25 protein-coding genes and 3 tRNA genes are annotated in these 22,595 nt (G+C 65.7%); 14 read left to right on the forward strand and 14 right to left on the reverse strand.

Translation table 11 applies throughout. The features are described from left to right. Nucleotides 1-11: 11 nt before the first annotated feature. The 5 genes from HYZ11_17455 to HYZ11_17475 form a co-directional block, all read right to left on the reverse strand. Nucleotides 12-968 (reverse strand): ABC transporter permease, encoded by a 957-nt coding sequence (locus tag HYZ11_17455; protein ID MBI3129400.1) that lies wholly within the window; start codon nucleotides 966-968, stop codon nucleotides 12-14. Next, nucleotides 965-2,239, reverse strand: a complete 1,275-nt coding sequence (locus tag HYZ11_17460; GenBank protein ID MBI3129401.1) for a hypothetical protein — start codon at nucleotides 2,237-2,239, stop codon at nucleotides 965-967. The genes HYZ11_17455 and HYZ11_17460 overlap by 4 nt, the downstream gene beginning before the upstream one ends. 115 nt (nucleotides 2,240-2,354) lie before the next feature. Continuing rightward, nucleotides 2,355-4,007: a CocE/NonD family hydrolase gene (locus tag HYZ11_17465; protein MBI3129402.1), complete on the reverse strand. Its 1,653-nt coding sequence runs from the start codon at nucleotides 4,005-4,007 to the stop codon at nucleotides 2,355-2,357. 74 nt (nucleotides 4,008-4,081) lie between these two features. Further along, on the reverse strand, nucleotides 4,082-5,677 hold the full coding sequence (locus HYZ11_17470; protein MBI3129403.1) for an NAD(P)/FAD-dependent oxidoreductase: 1,596 nt from the start codon (nucleotides 5,675-5,677) through the stop codon (nucleotides 4,082-4,084). Between the two features lie 19 nt (nucleotides 5,678-5,696). Beyond that, nucleotides 5,697-6,011: a YdhR family protein gene (locus HYZ11_17475; GenBank protein MBI3129404.1), complete on the reverse strand. Its 315-nt coding sequence runs from the start codon at nucleotides 6,009-6,011 to the stop codon at nucleotides 5,697-5,699. Nucleotides 6,012-6,212: 201 nt separating this feature from the next. Between HYZ11_17475 and HYZ11_17480 the strand changes: the two genes are divergently transcribed. Then, nucleotides 6,213-7,103, forward strand: a complete 891-nt coding sequence (locus HYZ11_17480; protein MBI3129405.1) for an NAD(P)-dependent oxidoreductase — start codon at nucleotides 6,213-6,215, stop codon at nucleotides 7,101-7,103. A gap of 208 nt (nucleotides 7,104-7,311) precedes the next feature. Further along, nucleotides 7,312-7,533 carry a hypothetical protein gene (locus HYZ11_17485; GenBank protein MBI3129406.1) on the forward strand — a complete coding sequence of 74 codons (222 nt, stop codon included), beginning with the start codon at nucleotides 7,312-7,314 and terminating at the stop codon, nucleotides 7,531-7,533. 172 nt (nucleotides 7,534-7,705) lie between these two features. Here the strand turns inward: HYZ11_17485 and HYZ11_17490 are convergent, their stop codons facing one another. After that, nucleotides 7,706-8,215 (reverse strand): hypothetical protein, encoded by a 510-nt coding sequence (locus HYZ11_17490; GenBank protein ID MBI3129407.1) that lies wholly within the window; start codon nucleotides 8,213-8,215, stop codon nucleotides 7,706-7,708. A gap of 148 nt (nucleotides 8,216-8,363) precedes the next feature. On the opposite strand from HYZ11_17490, the gene HYZ11_17495 reads away from it, so the two are divergent. Both HYZ11_17495 and HYZ11_17500 read left to right on the forward strand, forming a co-directional pair. Next, nucleotides 8,364-8,440 (forward strand) — tRNA-Arg (locus HYZ11_17495). A 164-nt stretch (nucleotides 8,441-8,604) separates the two neighbouring features. Then, nucleotides 8,605-8,811: a cold-shock protein gene (locus HYZ11_17500; protein ID MBI3129408.1), complete on the forward strand. Its 207-nt coding sequence runs from the start codon at nucleotides 8,605-8,607 to the stop codon at nucleotides 8,809-8,811. 85 nt (nucleotides 8,812-8,896) lie between these two features. Here HYZ11_17500 and HYZ11_17505 read toward each other — a convergent pair whose 3' ends face one another. The 3 genes from HYZ11_17505 to HYZ11_17515 form a co-directional block, all read right to left on the reverse strand. Beyond that, nucleotides 8,897-9,421, reverse strand: a complete 525-nt coding sequence (locus tag HYZ11_17505) for an adenine phosphoribosyltransferase (GenBank protein ID MBI3129409.1) — start codon at nucleotides 9,419-9,421, stop codon at nucleotides 8,897-8,899. Between the two features lie 28 nt (nucleotides 9,422-9,449). After that, on the reverse strand, nucleotides 9,450-10,166 hold the full coding sequence (locus HYZ11_17510) for a peptidoglycan DD-metalloendopeptidase family protein (GenBank protein ID MBI3129410.1): 717 nt from the start codon (nucleotides 10,164-10,166) through the stop codon (nucleotides 9,450-9,452). A 277-nt stretch (nucleotides 10,167-10,443) separates the two neighbouring features. Further along, the gene (locus HYZ11_17515; GenBank protein MBI3129411.1) at nucleotides 10,444-11,010 is read right to left on the reverse strand and encodes a TIGR00725 family protein; all 567 of its coding nucleotides are present in this window, start codon (nucleotides 11,008-11,010) and stop codon (nucleotides 10,444-10,446) included. 674 nt (nucleotides 11,011-11,684) lie between these two features. Here HYZ11_17515 and HYZ11_17520 point away from each other — a divergent pair. The 3 genes from HYZ11_17520 (at nucleotide 11,685) to HYZ11_17530 (ending at nucleotide 15,234) form a co-directional block, all read left to right on the forward strand. Then, complete coding sequence (locus tag HYZ11_17520; protein MBI3129412.1) at nucleotides 11,685-12,896, forward strand: GNAT family N-acetyltransferase; 1,212 nt, start codon at nucleotides 11,685-11,687, stop codon at nucleotides 12,894-12,896. Between the two features lie 13 nt (nucleotides 12,897-12,909). Beyond that, nucleotides 12,910-13,788: a class I SAM-dependent methyltransferase gene (locus HYZ11_17525; protein MBI3129413.1), complete on the forward strand. Its 879-nt coding sequence runs from the start codon at nucleotides 12,910-12,912 to the stop codon at nucleotides 13,786-13,788. Nucleotides 13,789-14,190: 402 nt separating this feature from the next. Next, nucleotides 14,191-15,234, forward strand: a complete 1,044-nt coding sequence (locus tag HYZ11_17530; protein ID MBI3129414.1) for a GNAT family N-acetyltransferase — start codon at nucleotides 14,191-14,193, stop codon at nucleotides 15,232-15,234. A 33-nt stretch (nucleotides 15,235-15,267) separates the two neighbouring features. On the opposite strand, the gene HYZ11_17535 is transcribed toward HYZ11_17530, so the two are convergent. The 5 genes from HYZ11_17535 to HYZ11_17555 form a co-directional block, all read right to left on the reverse strand. Next, nucleotides 15,268-16,449, reverse strand: coding sequence for a Gfo/Idh/MocA family oxidoreductase (locus HYZ11_17535; protein MBI3129415.1), 1,182 nt, complete (start codon nucleotides 16,447-16,449; stop codon nucleotides 15,268-15,270). A 286-nt stretch (nucleotides 16,450-16,735) separates the two neighbouring features. After that, nucleotides 16,736-16,812 (reverse strand) — tRNA-Pro (locus tag HYZ11_17540). A 9-nt stretch (nucleotides 16,813-16,821) separates the two neighbouring features. After that, nucleotides 16,822-17,532 carry a protein-L-isoaspartate(D-aspartate) O-methyltransferase gene (locus tag HYZ11_17545; protein ID MBI3129416.1) on the reverse strand — a complete coding sequence of 237 codons (711 nt, stop codon included), beginning with the start codon at nucleotides 17,530-17,532 and terminating at the stop codon, nucleotides 16,822-16,824. Further along, a complete protein-coding gene (surE, locus tag HYZ11_17550; GenBank protein MBI3129417.1) occupies nucleotides 17,517-18,272 on the reverse strand; it encodes a 5'/3'-nucleotidase SurE in 756 nt (251 codons plus the stop codon). Before surE ends, HYZ11_17545 begins: the two co-directional genes overlap by 16 nt. A 102-nt stretch (nucleotides 18,273-18,374) precedes the next feature. Further along, nucleotides 18,375-18,569, reverse strand: a complete 195-nt coding sequence (locus HYZ11_17555; protein ID MBI3129418.1) for a hypothetical protein — start codon at nucleotides 18,567-18,569, stop codon at nucleotides 18,375-18,377. 269 nt (nucleotides 18,570-18,838) lie between these two features. On the opposite strand from HYZ11_17555, the gene HYZ11_17560 reads away from it, so the two are divergent. The 7 genes from HYZ11_17560 to HYZ11_17590 all read left to right on the forward strand — a co-directional run bounded on the left by HYZ11_17560 (nucleotide 18,839) and on the right by HYZ11_17590 (nucleotide 22,527). Beyond that, nucleotides 18,839-20,167: an O-acetylhomoserine aminocarboxypropyltransferase/cysteine synthase gene (locus HYZ11_17560; protein ID MBI3129419.1), complete on the forward strand. Its 1,329-nt coding sequence runs from the start codon at nucleotides 18,839-18,841 to the stop codon at nucleotides 20,165-20,167. Between the two features lie 24 nt (nucleotides 20,168-20,191). Then, entirely contained in the window at nucleotides 20,192-20,668 is a 477-nt protein-coding gene (locus tag HYZ11_17565) for a CoA-binding protein (protein MBI3129420.1), read from the forward strand. A gap of 351 nt (nucleotides 20,669-21,019) precedes the next feature. Continuing rightward, entirely contained in the window at nucleotides 21,020-21,532 is a 513-nt protein-coding gene (locus tag HYZ11_17570; protein MBI3129421.1) for a hypothetical protein, read from the forward strand. A 53-nt stretch (nucleotides 21,533-21,585) separates the two neighbouring features. Beyond that, nucleotides 21,586-21,662 (forward strand) — tRNA-Pro (locus HYZ11_17575). A 33-nt stretch (nucleotides 21,663-21,695) separates the two neighbouring features. After that, nucleotides 21,696-21,965: a hypothetical protein gene (locus tag HYZ11_17580; GenBank protein MBI3129422.1), complete on the forward strand. Its 270-nt coding sequence runs from the start codon at nucleotides 21,696-21,698 to the stop codon at nucleotides 21,963-21,965. Continuing rightward, nucleotides 21,962-22,321: a DinB family protein gene (locus HYZ11_17585; protein MBI3129423.1), complete on the forward strand. Its 360-nt coding sequence runs from the start codon at nucleotides 21,962-21,964 to the stop codon at nucleotides 22,319-22,321. The genes HYZ11_17580 and HYZ11_17585 overlap by 4 nt, the downstream gene beginning before the upstream one ends. Nucleotides 22,322-22,332: 11 nt before the next feature. Further along, entirely contained in the window at nucleotides 22,333-22,527 is a 195-nt protein-coding gene (locus HYZ11_17590; protein MBI3129424.1) for a hypothetical protein, read from the forward strand. Nucleotides 22,528-22,595: the final 68 nt, after the last annotated feature.

Consider the following 22,595-nt stretch of genomic DNA (forward strand, 5'->3'; position numbering starts at 1 on the left):
CCCCAGGCCCATCAGCGGCCCTCCTTCCCGAGCGAGACGCGCGGATCGATGACCGTATAGAGCAGGTCCACCGCGAGGTTGATGACGACCACGATGAACGAGTACACCAGGATGACGCCCTGGATCATGTTGTAGTCCCGCGACGCCACCCCGCCGATGAGGAGCTTCCCCAGTCCCGGGCGGTTGAAGATGATCTCGATGACGATGGTCCCGCCCAGCGCCACGGTCATACCCGTCGCGGCCACGGTGGCCACTGGGATGAGGGCGTTCCGCAAGGTGTGCAGGAAGGTCACCCGCCAGGCGGGGAGACCCTTGCTGCGGGCGGTCTGGACGTAGGGGGCGTTCATCACGTCCAGCATCGAGGCGCGCGTCACCCGCATGATGGGGGCGGACTGGACGAAGCCGATGGCGAACGCGGGCAGCATGACGTTGTAGAGCCGGCTCAGCGGGCTCGACATGTCGATCTGCCCCACCGTCGGGAACCACCCCAGGCCCACCGAGAAGGCCAGGAGCAGCAGCACGGAGAGACAGAAGTCGGGGATGGAGATGCCGCCGAGCGCGGCCGCTCCGCCCGCCACGTCCCAGATGCTGTCCCGGCGCATCGCCATCATCACCCCGAGCGGGATTCCGACGAGGATGCCCAGGGTGAGCGAGGCGAACGCCAGATCCAGCGTATAAGGGAGAAAGGCGAGGATGAGCCCCGCCACCGGCTGCTCGATCTGGTAAGAGTGCCCCAGGTCCAGCAGCACCGCCCCCTTCATGTAGTTCCAGAACTGGACGAGGAGCGGCTTGTCCAGGCCATTCAGCACACGGAAGTTCCGGAGCTGTTCCTCGCTCGCCTGATCGCCCAGGAGGGCGATGGCGGGGTCGCCTGGCAGGATGTGCAGGCCGAAGAAGATGAGCACCAGCACCCAGAAAAGGGTGGGGATGGCGGCCAGCATCCGGCGGAGGAGATAGGCCAGCATCATCGCGGGGGCTCCCCGCCGTCCATGGCCTTCTCGTCCAGCTCCAGCACATAGATGCCCATGTTGCGGTTGGCGAGGTACACCACCCCCCGGTCCCACTCCACGTACACGTCCTCGGAGCGCACGGCGAGGCCCGGCTTGGGGTCCGGCGGGACGAAGTAGGCGATCTCGCGGGGCCTGAAAGGGTTGCGGATGTCGAACACGCGCAGCCCCGCGTTGAAATAGGTCATGAAGACCATGTCGTCCCGGCGATCCCCCGGCTCGCTCATGTGCTGGACGTTGTGGGGCCCGAAGCGGCCGCCCTTCACGCAGAAGGAGGCGTAGGGCAGGCCGGCGGGCGGCCGGGGTACCGGGAACGTAGAGATGGAGACAGGGTTCCAGTCGCACCGGATGTCCGCGACCCAGCCGAGGGGCTGCGTCTCGTTACAGTTCTCGGCGATGGCCTCCTGGGTGATGACGGCCAGCTTGCGGTTCAGCATCGGGAAAGCCGTGTGACAGGGGATGCCCCCGTCGAAGGGAGGCGAGAGGCGGAGCTGGCCGAGCACCTTGGGCTTGGCGGGTTCCTTCATGTCCATCACGAGCATCCCGGCCGCGCCCCAGGAGGCGTAGCCCCGGTCGCCCATCACGTAGACCGGCCCGTGGAGCCCTTCCCTCTCGCTGAGCTTTTTCGGGTCCCACTTGCGCTCCTCGCCTTCCTTCTGCCCGGGCAGCCAGAAGCGCCCCGCTTCCTCGGGTTTCTCGGGGTTCTTCATGTCCAGGATGATGAGGATGTGGCCCGCCCAGCCATCGGTGGCGGCGGTGAGGTAGGCGTAGCGCCCGCCGTCGTAGTAGTTGCGGTGGCAGCCCCGGCCCGGGATGTGGTGGTAGGCGATCTCGCGGGGGCGCCGGGGATCGGAGACGTCGTAGATGGTCACGCCCGCCCGCTCGGCCGGCCGGTCGTCGGACCAGTCGGGGAGGCCCGGATGCCAGCGGTTCGGCGGGACGGGCGGGGGCACGTCCTCCGAGACGATGAGGAGGTCCCCCGCCTGCTGGATGTTCGAGCGCGAAACCTTGTGCGGCGAGGGCAGGTTCCCGACGTACTGGGGCCGGGCGGGGTCCGTCACGTCCAGAATGTGCACCCCCCGGTACCACAGGCAGCCCGCGTACATGAAACGGCGGCCGCCCTTGATCTGGATTTGCATCTTCAGCGCGCCGCCGTACATCTCCGCGTCGTCGGGCGCCAGGTCGATATGGGCGATCTGGCGCATGTTCCAAGCGGCCGCTGTGCGCGTCATGAACAGGGAGGGTCCCCTCCCGTCTCCCCCCGGCATTCGTTTCTCCTTTCCTCTCTCGGTGCCTCGGATGATTGGGGGGAGCCGCACGCCGCCCCCCGGTTATCGCGCCTCCGTCCTACGCCTGCTTCGGGATGACCGGCACCAGGAGGTAGGAGCCCTCCCGGCCCTCCAGCACGGTGTTGTCCGCCGGGAGAGGCAGCGACTCGTGGAAGCTCAGGTTCTCCGCGAAGGGGAACGCGCTCGAGATCTCGAGCCGCACCCGGTGGCCCGGCTGGAACACGTTGCACGTCGGGCAGAGCTCGATCTCGTAGGCTTCCTCCTCGCCCGGCGTGAGGGGCACCGCCCTCAGGTGGGGGTGCCAGGGCCGGCCCGGCTTGGAGAGCTTCTCGTCCAGCTCCCGGTGAGAGGCGCGGAGCCAACCCTTGGTGAGCGTGCGGCAGGAGCCGTCCGGCGCCTCGTCCTGGAGGTGGACCATCCAGTCCGTGTCCTCGGCCGAGGAGCGGGCGGCGAGGTGGAGCGAGAGCGGCCCCGTCAGCTCGTAGGGCCCGGCCATGGGCTCGGTGCGGTAGATGAGGCGGGGGTTGCCGAAGCGCCACTCGCGCGTGAAGGGGCTGTAGGCGTAGGCCCGCTCCCCTCCCCCGCCCGGGGTGTCCGAGAGAGTGCCGTGGGTGCCCCCCGGACCGCCCAGGTAGAGCTTCTTCCACTGGGTGCGGGGGAGCGGCCAGTCCGGCTCGCCGCGCCAGCGGTTTTCCCCCTGGATCCAGAGCTGGATGGGCGGGCCCTCCATCACCCCCGTGTCCATGCCCTTGAGCCAGTGGTCGTACCAGCGGAGCGCCTCCTCGTGATAGGCCCCGAAGGGCCGCCAGGGCTGGGGCTTGGGGCCGATGAGCATGCGCTTGGGGATCTTCCCCGTCCCCTCCCATCCCTGGAAGGCGCCCGGCAGGTGGAGCCACCAGAAGGACCAGTCGCAGCCGAAGTAGGTGGGGATCTTGATGTTGCGCAACACTTTGTGGGGCGAGCGGATCTGGAAGAACTCGCCGTCGAAGGGGTGCTCCAGGTTCAGGTGGTCGCGCATCATCTGGTCCAGGCCCGAGCGGTCCTTGAGGCGCCCGCTCTGGAAGTTCAGGTTGCCCACCGCCGCGAACCAGCCCTTCATGAAGCCCAGGTAGGGGACGCCTCCGTGGAAGGTGCGGTGCCGGTAGAGGTCGGTGTAGCCGTCGTAGGGGAAGATGGCCGCCAGGGCGTCGGGCTGGTGGACGGCGGAGAGAAGCTGCACCAGGGCGAAGTAGGAGCAGCCGATCATCCCCACCTTGCCGTTGCACCAGGGCTGCTTCGCGGCCCACTCGATGAGCTCGAGGTAGTCCCCTTGCTCCTTCTCCCCCTTGTCGTCGTAGGAGCCCTCGGAGTCGTTCGACCCCCGCACGTCCACGATCACATGGGCGTACCCCCTCGGCACCCAGAACTCCGTGAGCCCCGCCTCGTTCTGGCCGATGGGGACCTCGGTGACCTGGAGCTGCCGGGTGTAGGGCGAGATCGAGAGGAGCGCCGGGAACTTCTGGCCCGTCACCCGGGGGCGGTACACGTCGGCGGCCAGGTGCACGCCGTCGCGCATCTTGATGCGCTGGTCCGTCTCGGCGCGGATGTTGTAGCGGGGCTCGGAGCGCTCCCGCGCCTTGGGAGGCTCGTCGAAGGGGTACTGGGGCCAGACGGCGGGATGGATGTGACGGACGGTATCGGGGTGGGAGCGCCGCGCGGCGGATGAGGACATTCGGGCCTTCCTTTCCTGGATGAAACGCCGGCAAGGGATGGGGTCACGGCCCATGCCGCTCCGGCGCGATATGACTAGGCGTGCGCGGCCAGGGCCGGGGCCGGGAGGGGCTCCCACCAGAGGTCGAGCCCCAGGTCGCGGGCGATGACGCCCGCGGCGTTGTAGCCGGGGGCGCCGTTCAGGCCCCCGCCCTGGCAGCTCGAGCCGCAGAGATAGAAGCCCTCGAGGGGGGTGCGCATCCCCGAGAGGAGCGGATGGGGCCGGTTCACCCCGAGCTGCTCGGTCTTGTAGGCCCCCATGCGCACCGCCCCGCGCACCATGTTGCGGTTGCCGCGCTCGACGTCGAGCGGGGTGTAGAGCTTGGCCGCCCGGACGGTGTCCCGCGTCAGGTTCGGGGCGAACTCCCGCCAGACGCCCACGAGCTTCTCCGCCGCCTCCTCCTTGACCGTGTCCCAGCGCGCGGCGTCGCCCTCCAGGGAGTAGGGGGCGCCCGGCCACCAGAAGGCCACGTGCCCCCCCTTCGGGGCGTAGGAGGGGTCGTGCTGGCTGTTGCAGGAGCCGTTCCCCATGGGTTGGGAGGGGAACTTGCCGGCCCGGCGCTCCTGAGCGTTCCGGACCACCTGGGCGTCGCCGTCGGCCCCGAAGATGATGTTGTAGCAGCGGCCCACGTCGGCGTCGTACTTCTCGGCCTCGTAGCGCGGGCGGTCCGAGAGGGCGAGATGGAGGGTCATCAGTGAGTGGAAACCCCAGTCCCACTTGCGCATCTTCTCGTTCACCTCGGCCGGGAAGGCGTCCTCCCCGGCCATGCGGATGGAGGCCGGGGCGTTCAGGCTGCTCGCCACGAAGCGGCCCGCCGAGAGCCTGCGGCCGTCCTCCAGGGCGGCGCCCGCCGTGCGCCCCCCCTCGCGGGTCACCTCGCGCACGGCCGCGCCTCGGATGACCGCCCCCCTGTTCGCCAGGATGATGCGCTCCAGGGCCCTCGGGAGCTCCATGGCCCCGCCCACCGGGAGCCCCAGGGTGGTCTGGGTGGAGAAGAGGCTCGGGAGGAAGAGCCCGGTCCCCGGCTCGTCCTCCACCGTGATGGCGTGGGCGAAGAGCTTGAAGAGGGCGCGCACCTTGGGGTGCTCGAAATGGGCGTCGATGGCCGAGGAGATGGTCATCGGGGCGAAGGCGAGGAGCTCCCTCCCCTTCGCGTCCGAACCCACCCGGACGCCGATCTCCTCGCGTGGCAGGGGCGGGTGGAAGAGGAAGCTCCGCAGAAGGGGGGCGAGCTCCACGGCGTAGCGCTGGTGGAGATACCCGAAGGCGTCCGCGTCATGCCTCGAGATTCGGGCGATGGAGGCCGTCGATTTCTTGGGATCCCGGTGGAGGACGATGGCCGTGCCGTCCCGGAAGAGTGCCGCATGCTGCACATCGGGCGTCAGGTAGCGGAAGCCGTGGCGCTCCAGCTCGAGGTCGCGGACGATCGGGAAGTCGTCCAGCCCGATAAAGAAGTTGGCGTGCATGTTCGACTTGTAGCCGGGCAGCAGGAACTCCCGCGTCGAGGCGCCCCCGCCGATCTCCCGCTCGGCCTCCAGGACGGCAACCCTCAGCCCGCAGCGCGAGAGATAGGCCGCGCAGACGAGGCCGTTGTGCCCGCCGCCGATCACGATGCCGTCGTAGCGGTCCATCCTCCTCCCCTTCCCCGCGCTAGGCCGCCTGGACGATCTTGCCGGCCGCGTTGTCCACCACGACCGGGGTATCGAAGAAGGCGATGCTGGGCTCCACCCCGAAGGCCTTGACGAAGTTCTCCCGCCACATCCCGGCGTAGCACTTCTCGGCGGCCTCGCGGCTCTCCCAGAGATACACGCCCCCGCCCAGGCCCTGCGCCCGGCTGAAGAGGAAGTTCTTGCGGATGAGGCCGGGGATCTGCTGGAAGCGGGAGGAGATGCGATTCGTGTTCTCGACGTACTTCTCGTAGGTCATTCCTTGCGGGATGGGGGCGGTGACGATGGCGGTGATCATGGCATCTCACTCCCAGGGTGGGCCGGCGGGCCGCGCGGCGAGGCCGGTTCTTGTCGGATCCGTTCCCCCGAACGATAGCGCGGGCGCCGGGGAAAATCCATCCGCCCGGCCCCTCGCGGCAGGAGGCCGATGATGTAGAATGCGCCCTTCGCGCAGGGCTCCGTGAGGGCATTCTTTCTTTATTTATCGGGGGAACGGGAAATGGGCGAGCGGGTGGGGATCGTGGGAATCGGGCTCATGGGGTCGGCCCTGTCGGGGAACCTGCTCCAGGCGGGTTTCGAGGTGCAGGGATTCGACGTGGACGGCCGCCGGGTGGATGAGTTCGCGGAGCGCGGGGGCGTGCCGGTGGACTCCCCGGCCGCGGCCGCCCGGGGGGTGAAGTGGCTCGTCACCTCCCTCCCCACGAGCGAGATCGTCCGGGAAGCGGTGCTGGGCCGGAACGGCATCGCCGAGGGCGCGGGGAAAGGGCTCATCTTCTGCGACGCCACCACCTCGCGCCCCGAGGACTCGGCCCGGCTCGGGGCCGAGATGGCCGAGAGGGGCATCCGCTTCCTCGACGCCGCGGTGAGCGGCACGAGCGCCATGGCCTGGAAGAAGGACCTGATCATCATCGCCGGGGGCGCGAAGGAGGATTTCGAGGCCTGCAAGCCCTACTTCGCGGCCGTCAGCCGGGCGGCCTACCACATGGGCCCCGTGGGTGCGGGCGCCCTGACCAAGCTCATCGTCAACCTGGTGCTGGCCGGGAACCGGCTCGCCCTGGCCGAGGGCCTGGCCCTGGGCGAGAAGGCGGGGATGGACGGGGAGAGGCTCCTGTCCGTGCTCCAGGACGGCGCCTGCGCCTCCAAGACCATGATCGACAAAGGCCCCAAGATGATCCGGGGGGACTACAGCCCCGAGGGCCTCATCCGGACCTCGCTCAAGGATTCCCGGCTCATGCTCGAGCAGGGGCAAAAATACGGCTCGCCCATGCTCATGACCGGCGTGTGGTCCCAGCTCGCCCAGGCGGCCTACCAGCGGGGCCTGGCCGACAAGGATTCGGTCTCCGTCTTCGAGGTGCTGCGCGAGATGGCCGGCCTGCCCCGGCGGGGATGACGGGTCCGGCCTTTTCTACGGCTTCCCAGAATATTCCCGCCCAGAGAATATCCTCGCGCAGGCTGCTGTTATTGTTACATACGGCTTGTTACATGCGGCATGAACCCATGGAAAAGTTACCGCCGGCGCCAAGCATATAGGCTTCTCGATTGATGCGAACGCGACGAGACCGCGCCCAAGAGAGCGCCAAGGCAGAGGAGGCGGCAAGATGATCGCGCTCACCTGGTTCGTCATCACGATGACTGCCGCCGGGGTCTACAATGGCCCCATCCCCGAAACCACCCAGTTCAACACACTGGCCGAGTGCCAGTCTTTCGGCCAACGCATGACGCCCAGGCTCCAGGATTGGGTGCGCGGCATGCTCCGTGCGGATTGGGATCACAAGGTTCAGGTCCGGTTCGAGTGCCGGGCTGGCCAAAGGGCGCTCTGACCTTCGCCCGGGTGGCTAGGGAAGGATGCCCCGGTTTCTCTCCCGCTCGAACCCTGGCGCCGCTTCCACGGGCCGTGGCGCGGCTCATCCTCCCCGCGAGCGCGGCGCCCGACGGTTATCGAGGCGAAGCAGCAAGGAGGAATCCAGGCCTCGCCGGGGGTGAGCGGCCCCTCTAGGGCTGGAGGGACGGGTGAAACTTGACGCTGCTCAGCAGCCTCTCGAAGATCGGCTCCTGCTGGAACCTTTCGTTGGGGTGCATGGCCTGGCCGAACATGATGCCCACGCGCCGAGGGCCCTCCTTGTAGGGCACGGTGAACTGGCAGAAGACGTTGTGATGGGGGACGCCTCTTCCGCTGGTCACCGTGACATGGAGGCAGGAGAAGCGATCGACCATCCGTGTCCTCTTGCTCTGGACCGTCACGCCGCCCCCGCCGAACGTATGGTTGGCGTCATCCTGCAGGGAGCCCTTGGGCGCGGCGAGGACAATGTAGATCGAACCCCGGCTGATGCCCGCCGGGGAGGCAATCACCACATCCTCGTTCTGCCTCTCCCGCACCACCGACCACGTCATGGGCATCTGAAAACTGTAGAACTTGGAGTTCGACTCGTAGACGTTCTGCGCGGAAGCATCCGCCGTGGGAAGCAAAAACGCGAGCACCAAACCACCCCAGAACCAGCGCATCGGACGCCCTCCCCTTCATGCGCGCCATGCCGCGTTGAGCGGGAATCATACACCCGGCCCGGAAAAGGCTCCAAAATCCGTGCGATCGGGAGGTCAACCCTGGCGTGGACGAAAGTTCCCGGTTTCCGCCATAATCGGGCCGGGATTCGCCCCCTTAGCTCAGCAGGATAGAGCAACGGATTCCTAATCCGTAGGCCGCGTGTTCGAATCACGCAGGGGGCACCATTTTCGCCGGCTTTTTCCGCCTGAAATATAAATTGCAATATTCCTGGAAGGGTGTTACCTTGTTTACGTTATCCCGCAGGCAAGGTGCAGGCGGGGAGTCCACGGGCGGCGTGCAGGGCGTCCTTGGGGGCGCGGCGCTGCCCAATTTGTTTCAGGAGAAGAGTGTGACACAAGGTACAGTGAAGTGGTTCAACGACGCCAAGGGCTTCGGCTTCATCACCCGCGAGGACGGGGACGACGTGTTCGTCCACTTCTCCGCCATCCAGGGCGAGGGCTTCAAGTCCCTCCAGGAGGGCGACCGGGTGGAGTTCGATGTCGCCAGCGGCCCCAAGGGCCCGCAGGCGGCGAACGTGCGGAGAGCCCAGGCCTAGGCCGGCAAGCTCCTTCACGAAGCCAAAACCGGCGGCCGGGAAACCGGCCGCCGGTTTTTTTCGTCCACCCGCCGGCCGCCGGGGCTCAGAACTGGAGCAGCGAGGTGATGGGGTAGCGGCCCAGGCGCTCGCGGGCCTTGAGGAAGGCCAGCTCGATGAAGAAGGCCATTCCCACGACCTCCCCCCCCATCTTCTCGACGAGGGTGGCGCAGGCCTCGGCCGTCCCGCCGGTGGCCAAAAGATCGTCCGCCACGAGGACTTTCATGCCGGGCCGGATGGCGTCCCGGTGGATCTCGAGGGCGTCGGTGCCGTACTCGAGCTGGTAGCTGATCTTCTCCTTCTCCCATGGGAGCTTGCCCGGCTTGCGGACGAGGACAAAGCCCGCCCCCAGCTTGTAGGCGAGGGGCGAGGCGATGATGAAGCCCCGCGCCTCGGCGCCCACGACCACCTGGACGCCTTTTCCCACGAACTGGTCGGAGAGGAGATCCACCGCCATCTGGAACGTGCGCGGATTCTGGAGGAGCGGGGTGATGTCCTTGAAGACGATCCCCTTCTTCGGGAAATCGGGGACGTCGCGGATGTGGCGCAACAATTCCTGGATGGGGTCCATCTCTTCCTCCCGGCCGGCTCTCGAACCATCAGGGCAGGTACGATAACGGATCCTGGGGCACCGTGCGATGCCGGATCTCGAAATGAAGCTGGGCCTGGTCCACGTTGCCCGTCCGCCCGACGCGGGCGATGAGGCGGCCTCCCTCGACGACGTCGCCCTTCCGCACTAGGTTCTCGGCGTTATGGGCGTAGATGGAATGATACTCCCCCTCCCCATGGCGGATGATGATGGTCCGCCCGAAGCCGCCCGGGCCCCAGTCGCTGAAGATCACCTGCCCCGCCGCCGCCGCCCGCACGGGAGCGTCCGCCCGGGCGGAGATCACGATGCCGTCGTACTTCATCCCGTTCCGGCTTCCGAAGCGGTGGCGGAGCTTCCCCTGCACCGGCCAGGAAAACCGCAACCCGCCCCGGCCGGCGTTCACGCCTCCTCTTGAGGCCGGCTCCTCGGCCTGGGCCCACCGCGGCCGCTCCTTCGGGGGCGGCGGCCCCCCGTGCACCGGCACCGCAAGCGTCCGCTGCGCGCGGGGGATGAAGAGCCGCGCGCCCGCCCTCAGCCGGTCCGGGTTCGGGATGCCGTTCAGGACGGCGATTTCCTCCACGTCCACTCCATAGGTTCTCGAGATGCGCCAGAGGGTCTGGCCCGGCTCGACGACGTGATAGACGCCCTGCCTGCGGCCGTCCGATGCCGCCCGCCGGTAATCATGGAACTGCCCCCCGCACCCGGCCAGGCTTGCGGCGAAGAGCAAAACCGCTCCCTTCCATGACCGGGCCCGAAGCCACCCGATGAAATCCAAACAGGTTGCGCGGCAACCTTTTAGAACCGAAGGAGCCCTCTGTACAGGCTCCGCCTCCCCTCTCCCCGTCTTTTCGGGTCCCCGAACCGACAGGCCGGTTCGGGAGGAGAGAGAGGGGACGGGGGTGAGGGAAACATCCAGCGGCGCAGCTAAATTCTCCCTCACCCCGGCCCTCTCCCAAAGGGAGAGGGCGAAGTGGCACATCCACCCAAGCGGGAGGAACGCCCACCTAGCCATGGAGCGCCAGCCTCACCGCTTCCTCGGGGGTGTCCGCCGCGAGGACACCGCGCGGATTCTCGCGGCAGCCGAGCGCCACCACCCGCCGCCCGAGCTTCAGGCCCAGGGCCATCTCCGAGAGAGTTCCGTAAGCCCCTTCGAGGGCAATCAGGGCGGTGGCCGTGGCCGCGATGATGGCGTTCCGCGCATGGCCCATCCCGGTGCAGATGGCGAGGTCGATGTGGGGATTGGCCGCGGCCGGGTCGTATCCGGGGAGGATGCCGAGGGTGAGGCCGCCGCCCTCCTTCGCGCCTCGGGCGGCGGCCTCCATCACCCCGCCCAGCCCGCCGCACACGAGGATGGCACCCTCGCGGGCGATGAGGCGGCCCACTTCTCCGGCCATGCGCAGGACGGAGGGCGATGAGACGGAATCGCCGATGACAGCGATCAGGGGCTTCACGCGCCGGCATTCCCGGGGGCGGAGGAAATGCGGTGGGCGGGCGGGGACCCGGAATGAAAACGCAACGTAACGTATTTTCAACACTTCCGCCGCGGGGTCAAGCCCCCGGTTGTGGGTCATCTGGCGGTTTGGGGGTCATTCCGGAGCCCTTCGCTTGCGCCCATGGCAAGCTCCGCGGGGAATCTTCGTGCACGGCGGGCTCCCTCGGAACGACACCCGCTCGCGCTCGTCACGCGAACTGGCCTGCCGCTCAATGCTCGATTCGTGCGCAGCGCGATCGGCGCTTCCGCACAGCACGCGAGACAGCTGCCCTCTATAAACAGCGGAGAGATATCTGCCGCGCTCCGAGCGCAATCGGAAGCGCCCCAAAAAGCGGCGGAAAGGTTTCGTTCATTGGCGAGCAACATAGGAAACCTTGCCATTACGTTGCCACCAGGTTCCTCTGAGGCTGGCGTGATTTTTTCGGTGTCTCTCTGCTATCCAGCCGTTTGGGCGATTGGCTACAATGAAACGCCGCCTCGGCATTTCTTGCGGAGGCGGACAGCTCATTCTCTCCGAAACCGGCTTCAAAATTTCTATCCCCCCACCGATGGCGTGTAGAGCGCGCCCATTCGCTGGCGAACCCGGCAGGGAGCATGCCCCCCCCGGAGGGACTCCATCCCTCCGCCTGGCCGCGGATCGGATGTACTCCCTCCTCTTCCCGGACATGAGAGAGGATGAGGGACCGCTGGCCCGGCTCCCGGATGCAAAGAGTCGCGGAGAGGAATGCGCAATCCGGCGCTCAATGAGGAAAAATGAAAACCATTAAAGGACGGAAGAAGGAAGATCCGGATCTAGAAAGCGGCGTCGGGATTCTCTCTCGTAAAAGCGGCGCGCTCAGGGTTGAGGCCGTCACCGATTACGAGACGTTTCTCCAACTGAGGCAGGCGTGGGGCCGGCTGGAGAAAGAGTCTGGACTGGACCATCCGTTCTTGACCTTCGAGTGGATTCAAACCTGGTGGGAGTGCTTTGGCGCCGGGAAGGAGCTTCACGTCCTCCTCGTGAAGGAAAAGGATAGGCTGAGGGCCATCGCGCCGCTGATGCGGAGCACGGTGAAGAGGTACGGCATTCCCGTGCAGCGGCTCGGCTTCCTCTACAATCCCCACACCCCGCGGTGCGATTTCCTGGCGGCGAAAGGCGCGAACGGGATCTGGCGGGCCGTCTGGCAATACCTGCGGGGCAACCAAGACATGTGGGACGTGCTGGAGCTCTGCCAGCTTCCGCCTGAAAGCGAGGCCCTGCCGGAAATACGGAACCAGGCCGGCTCGGATGAATTCCTCTCCGGGACCTGGGGGGGGGAGAAATCTCCCTATCTGCCCATCGGGACGAGGAACGGCTATCCGGAAGGGCCGAGCAGGAAGGAAGAGAAAAGGCTGCGGAATTGCTTCAACCGGGTCCGCAGGCTGGGCGAGCCGGAGCTCGAAATCATCCCGGGCGGAGAGAATATGGGAAAGGCGCTGGAAGACGGCTTTCAGATCGAGGCGGCGGCCTGGAAGGGAAAAGCCGGCACCGCCATCTCCTCCGACCCCGCGGTGTGCCTCTTCTACCGAAAGCTGGCAGAGCGGGCGGCCGGGAAAGGATGGCTCCGTCTTCACTTCCTGTCCGTCGCGCAGCGCAGAATCGCCTTTGGATACTCCCTCTGCTACAGAGGCAAGCTCTACCTGCTCAAGCCTGGATATGACCCCGCCTACGCCAGCTGCTCTCCCTCCATGCTGCTCGTTTCACTGACCCTTCGGAATGCCTTGGCGGAGGGGATCGAGGAGTACGACATGCTCGGCACGGACGATGAGTGGAAGCTCAAGTGGACGAACAAGCTGCGGCCTCACACGTGGCTGTTCGTCTACCCGAGGACCCCGCGAGGCGTCCTTCTCCACAGGCTCAAATTCGGGCTGATCCCCCGAATCCGGGAATTCGTCTCGAGAATCGCCTTCACCACGGGCCGGGGTTCATCTGGACCGCCCAACTAAGAGCACGAAGACGGTGGCGATCGAACAAGCAAAAAGAAACGCGGGGAGGCATGACTGGCGCGGCTGGTACTTGAATTTCCTCAACCAGCCGCTGGCGCAGCGGTCGAGAGGCTTCCATGCCATCTCGGAAGGAGAGATGGCCATGACCGCGGAATTGATCGCCTCTTTCCTCGATTTGGATCCGAGCGCGGACATCGTCCTGGACGTCGGCTGCGACAGCGCAGTCGTCAGCCGTTTTGTCGCACGCCGCTGCCGGCGCTTCGCGGGAGTGAATTTCATACCCGCGATGCTGATCGAGGCCGACCGGCAGAACGCCGCCGCCTCCCGCTATCCGGCATGGTTCGCGGCGGCGGACGGCCGCCTCCTCCCCTTCCCGGCGGGCGTCTTTAGCAAGGCCTACTGCTCCGACATGATGCACACGCTTCCGAATCACGAGGACGCGCTGAAGCTGATCCGGGAATTGCTCCGGGTGTGCCGGCCCGGGGGCGAAGCGCTTGTTACGAGCATCCCCGACGTCCATAAGAAGTTTCAGGGAAAATTGCTGGCTTTGCGGAGGGCGAGGTGGAATGAGAAGTGGAGGGTCATGCTTCATCTCCTGATCCCGCGGCCCGCGATACGCATCATGCGCCGGCTCTTTCGGCTAAAACCCCGGTATGATCTGGAATATTTGGAATTCGATCTTGATAAAATGAAAAAGCAGCTGGATGCGGAAGGTCTGCGATGCGATATCCTTGATTTTCCAACGGATTATTGGAGCGAGGATTACCGCCTCACGCGCTCCAATCTTCTCATCCGCATCCCACCCGATTCGGCTGGTCGCACGCCCGCCCCCCGTTCAAACCCTCCGAGATTCGTGCCGCCCCCGCCTGCGCCAAAAGAAACTTTGTTCTAACCAAATTGAAATGTTAATGTAACTTACGAAAAAATATTTTTAACACACTGATACACTTTCGATATTTTTCTGCTATATCGGCGTTTTTTGTTCATGTAAAATAAAATTGCCGCCAAAGTTAGCTCATTCTCATTCAAGGGCGGTGTGGTGTCCATCAATCCTGCTGGCGATCACAATCCCAAAAACCTGGCTCACGCGGTGGCGGGCATCCAGGGCGCCATATGGCATCATTCAGCGCTTTCCGCTCCGGCCGTACGCGAGGCGCATCCCGCGGGAAACCGTGCGGCCCATTCCGGGAAAGAGCACGAGGGCGCGAGGAATGCCGGAAGCCCATTCTCCACCGCGGGCAGAGTCTCCTCCTGCACTGTCGAGCTCGTCTCCGATTACGAGACGCTCCTCCGGTTGAAGCCGGCCTGGGACCGGCTGGCGGAGGAGTCGGACGTGAGCCACCCTTTCTTGACTTTCGAGTGGGTCCAGACCTGGTGGGAATGCTTTGGCGAGGGGAAGGAGCTTCATATCCTCCTCGTGAAGAATAACGGGAAGCTAAAGGCCATCGCGCCCCTGATGCGCAGCACGGAGAAGAAGTACGGCGTATCCGTGCGGCAGCTCGGCCTCATCTACAACCCCCACACCCCCCGGTGCGACTTCCTTGTGGCGAGGGATGCGAAGGGCGTCTATCCGGCGGTTTGGCGGCACCTCTGGAGCCACAGGAGCGAGTGGGATGTGCTGGCACTCTGCCAGCTTCCGTCCGATTCAAGGACGCTCCTGAAGTTCCGGAGATATGCCTCCGCGGGGCGGTTCCCGGCGGGAATCTGGGAGGGGGAAAAGTCCCCCTACCTGCTCATCGGGACCCCGAACGGTTATCCGGACGGAACCTGCCGGAAAGAAGAGAAAAACCTGAAGAATCGATTCAACCGGCTTCAAAAGCTGGGGCAGCCGGATCTCGAGGTGATTACTCAGGCGGATGCAACTCTCAACGACGGCCTGCGGCTCGAGGCGGCGGCCTGGAAGGCGGGGAGCGGGACCGCGATAGTCTCCGATCCGGCGGTTTGCGCTTTTTACAGCAAGCTGGCCGAGCGGGCCGCGCTTCGGGGATGGTTGCGCCTTTATTTCCTGAGCGTCAGGAACCGCCGCATCGCCTTCACCTACTCGCTTTGCTACAAGCAAAGACTTTTTTTGCTCAAGCCGGGTTACGATCCGGACTGCGCGCAATACGCGCCTTCCAGGCTGCTTCTTTCGTTGACGCTGCGGAATGCCCTGGCCCGGGATATCACCGAATATGATCTGCTCGGCTCGGATGACGAGTGGAAGCTGAAATGGACGAACGAGGTGCGGCCGCATTCATGGCTGTTCATCTACCCGAGGACCCCGCGGGGGTTTCTGCTCCACGGGCTGAAATTCGGGCTCCTTCGCCGAATTTGCAAAATGCCTTCTGCATTTTTCTAGAAAGCCGAAGCCTGCTGAACGGAGGAGCCGGGCTCAGGCCGGCGCTCCCGGCCTTCGCAACAGCGGCATCTCCATCCATCTTCCCTCCGCGGCGCTGCGCTGGCAGGCCTCGGCGAGCTGGACATCTCGAATCCCGCCTGCGAGATCCGCGTAAAAGGGCTCGCCGGCCGCCACATGCCGGATAAAGCCCTCCCAGCCGAAGCGGTAGGGATTCTTGTAAGGCTCAGAGCCCTGAACCTCCTGCCAGCCCTCGCGGTAGTCCACGTTGACGTTCATGGTATCGGCGTCCCGGCCCATGAGGAAGCCGCGGATGGCGGGCGTATCCCGCGCCGGCTGCTTCCAGCACCGGCGCAGGCCGGCCACGGCCGAACCTCCGGTCCCGTCGATCTGAAAGGCGACAAGGTCGTCGCGCCGCACCCGCGTGGACCAGGAGGCAAGGATCGCGCCCCGGGCGCCGCTCTCCATCTCGAGCAGCGTGTGCGCATTGTCCTCGACGTCGACGCCGAAGCGATCCCCCGACTCATCCGCCCGGACCGTCTGGCCGGTCCACGCCATGGCGGCGACCCGCTTGATCGGCCCGAGCATTCCCTCGACGATGTAGCGCCAGTGCGGGTGCATGTCCGAGATCAGCCCTCCGCCGCTGGATTTCCTGTAATTCCAGCTCGGCCGCTGCGACGGCGCCGCGACACCATCGAACACCCACCAGCCGAACTCGATGCGGAATCCGATAATGCGCCCGAAGAAACCGCTGTCCACGAGCCGGTGCAGCTTGCGGAAGCCCGGCAGGAACAGCTTGTCCTCGACGGCACCGTGCTTGAGGCCCCTCGCCTCGGCAGCCCGCAGGAGCGCCAATCCGTCCTCGGCCGTGGGAGCCACCGGCTTCTCGGCGTAGATGTGCTTTCCCGCCTCGATGGCCCGCTTGAGAAGGCCGAACCGCAGATGGGTCGCGGCCGCGTCGAAGAAAACAGGATATTCCGGATTGCGCAGCGCGGCGTCCAGATCGGTCGTCCAGTCGAGGCCGCCGTTTTCCGCCGCGACCGCCGCCAGGCGCTCCGCGTTGCGGCCGGCCAGAAGCGGCTTCGGCATGATCGTATCGCCGCCGGCGGGGAGGCCTCCCTCCGCCCGGATCGGCGCCAGCGAATTGCGCAGGTGCTGGAAAGAGCCGATGCCGCCCGTCGCGCCGTGCAGGATGATGCCGATCTCACGCGTGGCCATGTATCCGTCCCCTGTTCCCTGCTTGGGGCAAAAATATTCCCCCACGCGAAACCCGGGCATTCCCGGGCTGTGGGGGGATCGGGGGGGGAGGGACTTGAACCTCCGGCCTCCTGCGGCAGGAACAGGGAGAAGCTCCCGGCTCCGCCGCCTACTTCACCGCCGCGAACTGCGCTTTGAGAAAATCAAGAAGGTCCTTCGGATAGGATCAGGGTGGCGGCCCGGTCAAAATGACAACACGTGCTCCCCTCAAAAAACCGTGAGCTAGAAGGATGCACGGGTCTTTTTTTGGTCGGGGCGAGAGGATTTGAACCTCCGGCCTCCTGCTCCCGAAGCAGGCGCGCTACCAAGCTGCGCTACGCCCCGAAAAGCGATCTATTTCCCGCCCGGCTCGGGCCAGCCGTAGCGCCCGATGAGGCGGACAAAAACGCATGGAACGAGATCCTGGGAGCGGCGGAAGGTGCCGTCCCGCCCCCTCTCGATGCGGACGAGGACCTGCCCTTCCTCCCCGCCGAGCGGCATCACCAGCCGCCCCTCCGGGGCCAGCTGGTCCAGCCAGGGCTGGGGCGGCTCCACCGCGGAGGCCGCGGCGAGGATGGCGTCGAAGGGCGCCTCCTCGGGCCAGCCGTAGGTGCCGTCGGCGGTCCATAGGAGGAAGTTCGCGTATCCCGCCCGCTCGAGGCGCTCCCGCGCCGTCCGGGAAAGCTCGGGCACGCGCTCGATGGCCCGGACCTTGGCGGAAAGCTCCGCCAGAAGGGCCGTAACGTACCCCGATCCCGCGCCGATCTCAAGCACCTTCTCCTCCCCCCGGAGGCCAAGCGCCTGAAGGCTGGCGGCCACCATGTAAGGCTGAGAGATGGTCTGGCCGTACCCGATGGGAAGGGCCTTGTCGGTATAGGCTTCCTCCCGGAAGACGTCGGGGACGAAGAGATGCCGGGGCACGCGCCGCATCGCCTCGATGACGCGCGAATCGCGGATGCCGCGGGCGATGAGCTGGTTCTCGACCATGTCCTGCCGCGCGCGGCGGAACCGCTCCTCCTCGCGGCCCCAATGTGCCGCGGCCGATCCTTTCACTGGAGATTCCATTTCTCGAGTTCCCGCAAGGTGTCGTGATCCGTCATGTCCAGCCGGACGGGGGTGACCGAGATGGCCCGGTGGGCGATGGCGTCGAAATCCGTGTCGGGTTCCTCCACCCATTTCAGACCGCTTCCCCCGATCCAATAATACGCCCTGCCCCTCGGATCGATCTTTTCGACAATGGCATCGCCGTAAATCCGCTTTCCCTGGCGGGTCACCCGCACCCCCGAGCACTCCTCCCTCGGCACGTTCGGGACGTTCACGTTCAGGAGGACCCCCGGCATGAGCCTCCGCCGGAGCATCTCGGAGGCCATCTTGCAGGCGAATTCCGCCGCCAAATCGTACAGCATCGGGCGGCCAGGCTCATAGACGATCGAAAAGGCGGCCGCCCGCACCCCCAGCAGGGTGGCCTCCATGGCCGCAGCCACCGTGCCGGAGTAGGTGATGTCGTCGCCCAGATTCGCGCCCCGGTTGATGCCCGAGAGGATGATGTCCGGCCGCTCGTCCTTGAACAGGCCGTTCAACGCGAGGTTGATGCAGTCGGTGGGGGTGCCGTCCACGGCATACCACCCCTCCTCCAGGAGATCCACCCGGAGGGGCCGGTGGAGGTTGAGAGAGTGGCCGGCGGCGCTTTGCTCCCGGTCGGGAGCCACCACCGTCACTTTCCCCAGGGGCCGGACGGCCTCATGGAGCGCGCGCAGCCCCGGGGACGTGATGCCATCGTCGTTGGATAAAAGGATTCGGACCATGCAACCAGAGGGCGCAAAAGGGGCGAAAAGAGATGACAAGGACAAGTATATGGGCCCCTGCCAGGGAAGGTCAAACGGGGACGGCAGGCGCCAGGGAAAGGCTCAGGCGAAGATATCCAGTCCGTTGGGGGATTGAAGGGCGTTGGCCGCCCCCAACAGAATGAAGAGGCGCTTGTCCGCGATCTGTCCCGAAGAGACCAGCTGGTTCACTTCCGCGCGGGCGCTGGCGACCGCCCCGTAAATAAGGGGGGGCCGGATGCCCCGCACCACAGCCAAAACCAGGTTGGCGTCCGCCATCTCTCTCCTCCTCCATGAGGAGCCATCAATTATCCAAGCATCCTTGCTTGAATATGGCATTTCCCTCTTTTTATCGGCCGGTATCCCTAAAGGCATGAGTGAGATTTGGCAAATTGAGAAGAAAATCCGCGGGCGGGACGCAAAATCCGGCCGATTTTCCGCCTATCCTCGGGGGAAATCCTGCCCTTGCGCCCCATTTCCCTCCGGGCCACAATGGCACCCGCCAAACATTTCATCGAATTTCATCCGATATATCCAAGGGAGGCAGCATGGGCGAGTCCAACGGCAATTCGGCCCCCCAGGAGCCGACACGGCAGTTCCACTTCGAAACCCAAACCCTGCATGCTGGGCAGCGCCCCGATCCCACGACCGGCGCCCGCGCGGTCCCCATCTACCAGTCCACTTCCTTCGTCTTCGACAGCATTCAGCACGCGGCGGGCCTGTTCGCCCTCCAGGACTACGGCTACATCTACACCCGCATCGGGAACCCCACGAACAGCGCCTTCGAGGAGCGCATGGCCTCCCTCGAGGGCGGCGTCGGCGCCCTCGCGACCGCCTCGGGCCAGGCCGCGCAGTTCCTCGTCTTCTTCACCCTGATGGAGGCCGGCCAGGAGATCGTCGCCGCGTCCACCCTCTACGGCGGCACCTACACCCAGTTCGACGTCTCCTTCCGCCGCCTCGGATGGAACGTGAAGTTCGTGGACCCGCACAATCCCGACGATCTCCGCCGGGCCATCACAGACAACACCCGGGCCCTCTACTGCGAAACCATCGGGAACCCCATGTCCAACGTGGCCGACCTGGAGGTCTTCGCCGTGATTGCCCACGACGCGGGAATCCCCCTCGTGGTCGACAACACCTTTGCCAGCCCCTACCTCTGCCGCCCTATGGAATGGGGGGCGGACATCGTCGTCCATTCCGCCACCAAGTTCATCGGCGGCCACGGGACGAGCATCGGCGGCGTCATCGTGGATTCGGGCAAATTCAATTGGGCGAACGGAAAGTTTGACAGCATCGTCCAGCCCTCCCGCGGCTACCACGGGCTGAACTTCCATGAGACCTTCGGTGAACTCGGCTTCATCACCAAGGTCCGTGCGGAGGGCCTCCGGGACATGGGCCCCTGCATGAGCCCCTTCAACGCCTTCCTCTTCCTTCAGGGGCTGGAGACGCTCCCGCTGCGCGTCCAGCGCCACTGCGACAACGCCCAGAAGGTGGCCGAGTTCCTGGCGGCCGACAAACGCGTGAGCTTTGTGAATTACCCCGGCCTCCCGGGCAGCCCATACAAGAAGCTGGCGGACAAGTACCTCCCCAACGGAAAGGGCTCCGTCTTCTCGTTCGGGGTGAAGGGCGGGTACGAGGCGGGGGTGAAGCTGGTCGAATCGCTTCAACTTCACAGCCATCTGGCCAACGTCGGGGACGCCAAGAGCCTCATCATCCATCCCGCCTCCACGACGCACTCTCAGTTGACCGAGGAAGACATGAAGGCCGGCTTCATCACGCCCGACCTCATCCGGATCTCGGTGGGTCTGGAGAACCTGGACGACATCCTGTGGGATCTGGACCAGGCTCTCGGCGCGGCGGCGAAGGCGGCGGTCTAGCCCGCCCCTAAGGAAGGAAGATTGATGCCGAGCCATGAATTCCAGGACCCCCGCATCATCCGGAACATCCTCCGGATGCGGCGGATCGCCATGGTAGGCCTTTCCGGCAACACCATCCGTCCCAGCTATTTCGTGGGGTACTACCTCAAGCGGATGGGCTTCGAGGTCATCCCAGTCAACCCGCGCTACGAGGAGATTCTGGGGCTGCGCTGCCACCCGAGCCTTTCCGCCATCCCTCAGCCCCCCGAGGTGGTGGACGTCTTCCGCAAGCCCGAGGAAATCCCCGAGGTTGTGGATGAGGCCATCGCCGTGGGCGCCAAGGCACTGTGGCTCCAGTTCGGCGTCATCAATGAGCCCGAGGCCCGGCGGGCGCGGGAGGCGGGCCTCAGCGTGGTCATGGACCGGTGCATGAAGATTGAGCACGGGCGCTGGCGGGGGAGTCTCCAGTGGGCCGGAATTCGCACGGGGGTGATCACATCGCGAAAAGAACCCCTGATCTGAGGGCGATCCGGGTGGTCAGGGGGGTAAAAAAACACCCCTCCCTCAGAAAAAACCTGATTTCTTTGTTGCGAAAACTACTCAACCTCTTGTAAATTCACTGAAAGCGGCGCCGCCTCGCATTGGGCTGTCTTTTAGATTCGTCGCCTTTTCGAGGAAAAGATGCAAAAGCGCGGCTTCCCGTGCGGGCGCGTTCTGGCGTTCGCGCTCCCGGCAATCCTCTTCCTGGCCGCCCCCTCTTTCGGCGCACCGCTGCACACCTTGGATTCCATCCGCATCGTCCCGCTGGCGGGGGCTCCCCGCACAGCCAAGGGAAAAATCTCCCTACAACCTTCCCAAGGGGAGATCTATGCGTTGCCGGGTGGCGGATGGGTCGAGACGGGCCCGCAGGACCGCGTCCTGATTTGGCTGCAGAGCCAGCCGGGCTGCCAATTCCTCCTCGAGCCCGAGAGCCGCTTGGTTCTCCATCCTGGACGCCGGGCGGACGCGCCGGAATATGTCGTCGCCAAACTGGAAAGGGGCGTGTTGCGCGTCCCCAGCGAGGGGTGCCGGACCGCCCTCGAAGTGACCACCTCCGTAGGCCGCCTGCTGAGCCACGGCGCCCGGTTCTCAGTGAAGGCCACCGACGGCTGGATTTCCGTCTTTCATCAAGCGGGCAATCTGCAACTCATCTTCCAGGACCAGACCGTCCCCCTGCGGACCTCGACCGTCACCACCATCTCCAGCACCGGCAGCCACCGGATCACTTCCTTCACGGAAGCGGACAAAGAGCCGGCCCCGGCCAATCTCCTGCCCCGGCGCCCCTCCCGGGGGGAATCTCCCGCCGTGCCGAACGTCTCCCCGGTTTCGGCGTCCGGAAGGCCTTGACGGCACCCGCCCCTTAGCATTAGTAATTAGCCCCCTGCGGTTGCACCATCGGTCGGGGCGTAGCGCAGCCTGGTAGCGCACCTGCTTGGGGTGCAGGGGGTCGGAGGTTCAAATCCTCTCGCCCCGACCATCCTATATCGCTCTCCGGGAAGAGGCCCTCCCCGTGCGAATCCGCCTCGCCCTTGCCTTGGTTCTCGCCATCCTCCCTGCCTCCGCTCCGGCCCAGGAACGGCGGGAGGGGGACCCGGGCCGGGTGGAATTTTTCACCCCCGGCTCCCGCCGCGCCGGCTACGCCGTCATCGACCCATCTTCGGGACGAATGGACTTCTACGACAGCCAATCCCGCCGCACCGGCTACGGAAAAATCGAAAACGGCCGCATCGAGCGCTTCGACCTCCGCTCCCGCCGCATTGGACAGGGAAAAACCCGTTGAGCCTGGCCCTGACGCCGGAGCAACAGTTCGACGCTGCCTTCGCCTCCGCGTTCGAGGACCGCAAGGAGCTCTTTCGTTTCCTGGGAGGCGTGACCGAGGAACAGGCGCGCTGGAAGCCGCCAGAGGGGGAATGGTCCGTTTTGGAGGGCCTGGAGCACGTCCTGCTCACCGACGCGTTCTTCCAGTCCGCCATGCTTGAGGCGCTCAAGGAGGCCGGCGCCTCCGGCCGGTGGGACAACTCCGTCCCCGGCGCGTTCAAGATGACGCTGGAGGCGCTCCGGCGGCGGGAGCAGGGGCACGTGGATGCCCCCCCCCCCCGCTCCACCCCAAGGGACGGACCGGCTTGCGAGCGATGACAGGGGAGCTGATGCCCGGCCGGGAAGCGGTGCGGGAGGCGCTTCTCGCGTGGCGCGGCCGGGACCTCAGCCGCCTCGTGGTCCCCTCCCCCCGCTATGGGGCGCTCAACGCCTACGAGCGGATCATCTATTCGGGCATCCATGACGCGCTCCACCAGGAACAGATGGAGCGCGTGACCCGCCAGCCCGGCTTCCCCGGCCGCTAAATCTGCCTCACCTAAAAACGCAGGGGCGGCCGGCCACCCCTGCGAATTCCCTGCATCGCGACAGATAC

The organism is Candidatus Tectomicrobia bacterium, assembly GCA_016192135.1.
Classification (GTDB): domain Bacteria; phylum UBA8248; class UBA8248; order UBA8248; family UBA8248; genus 2-12-FULL-69-37.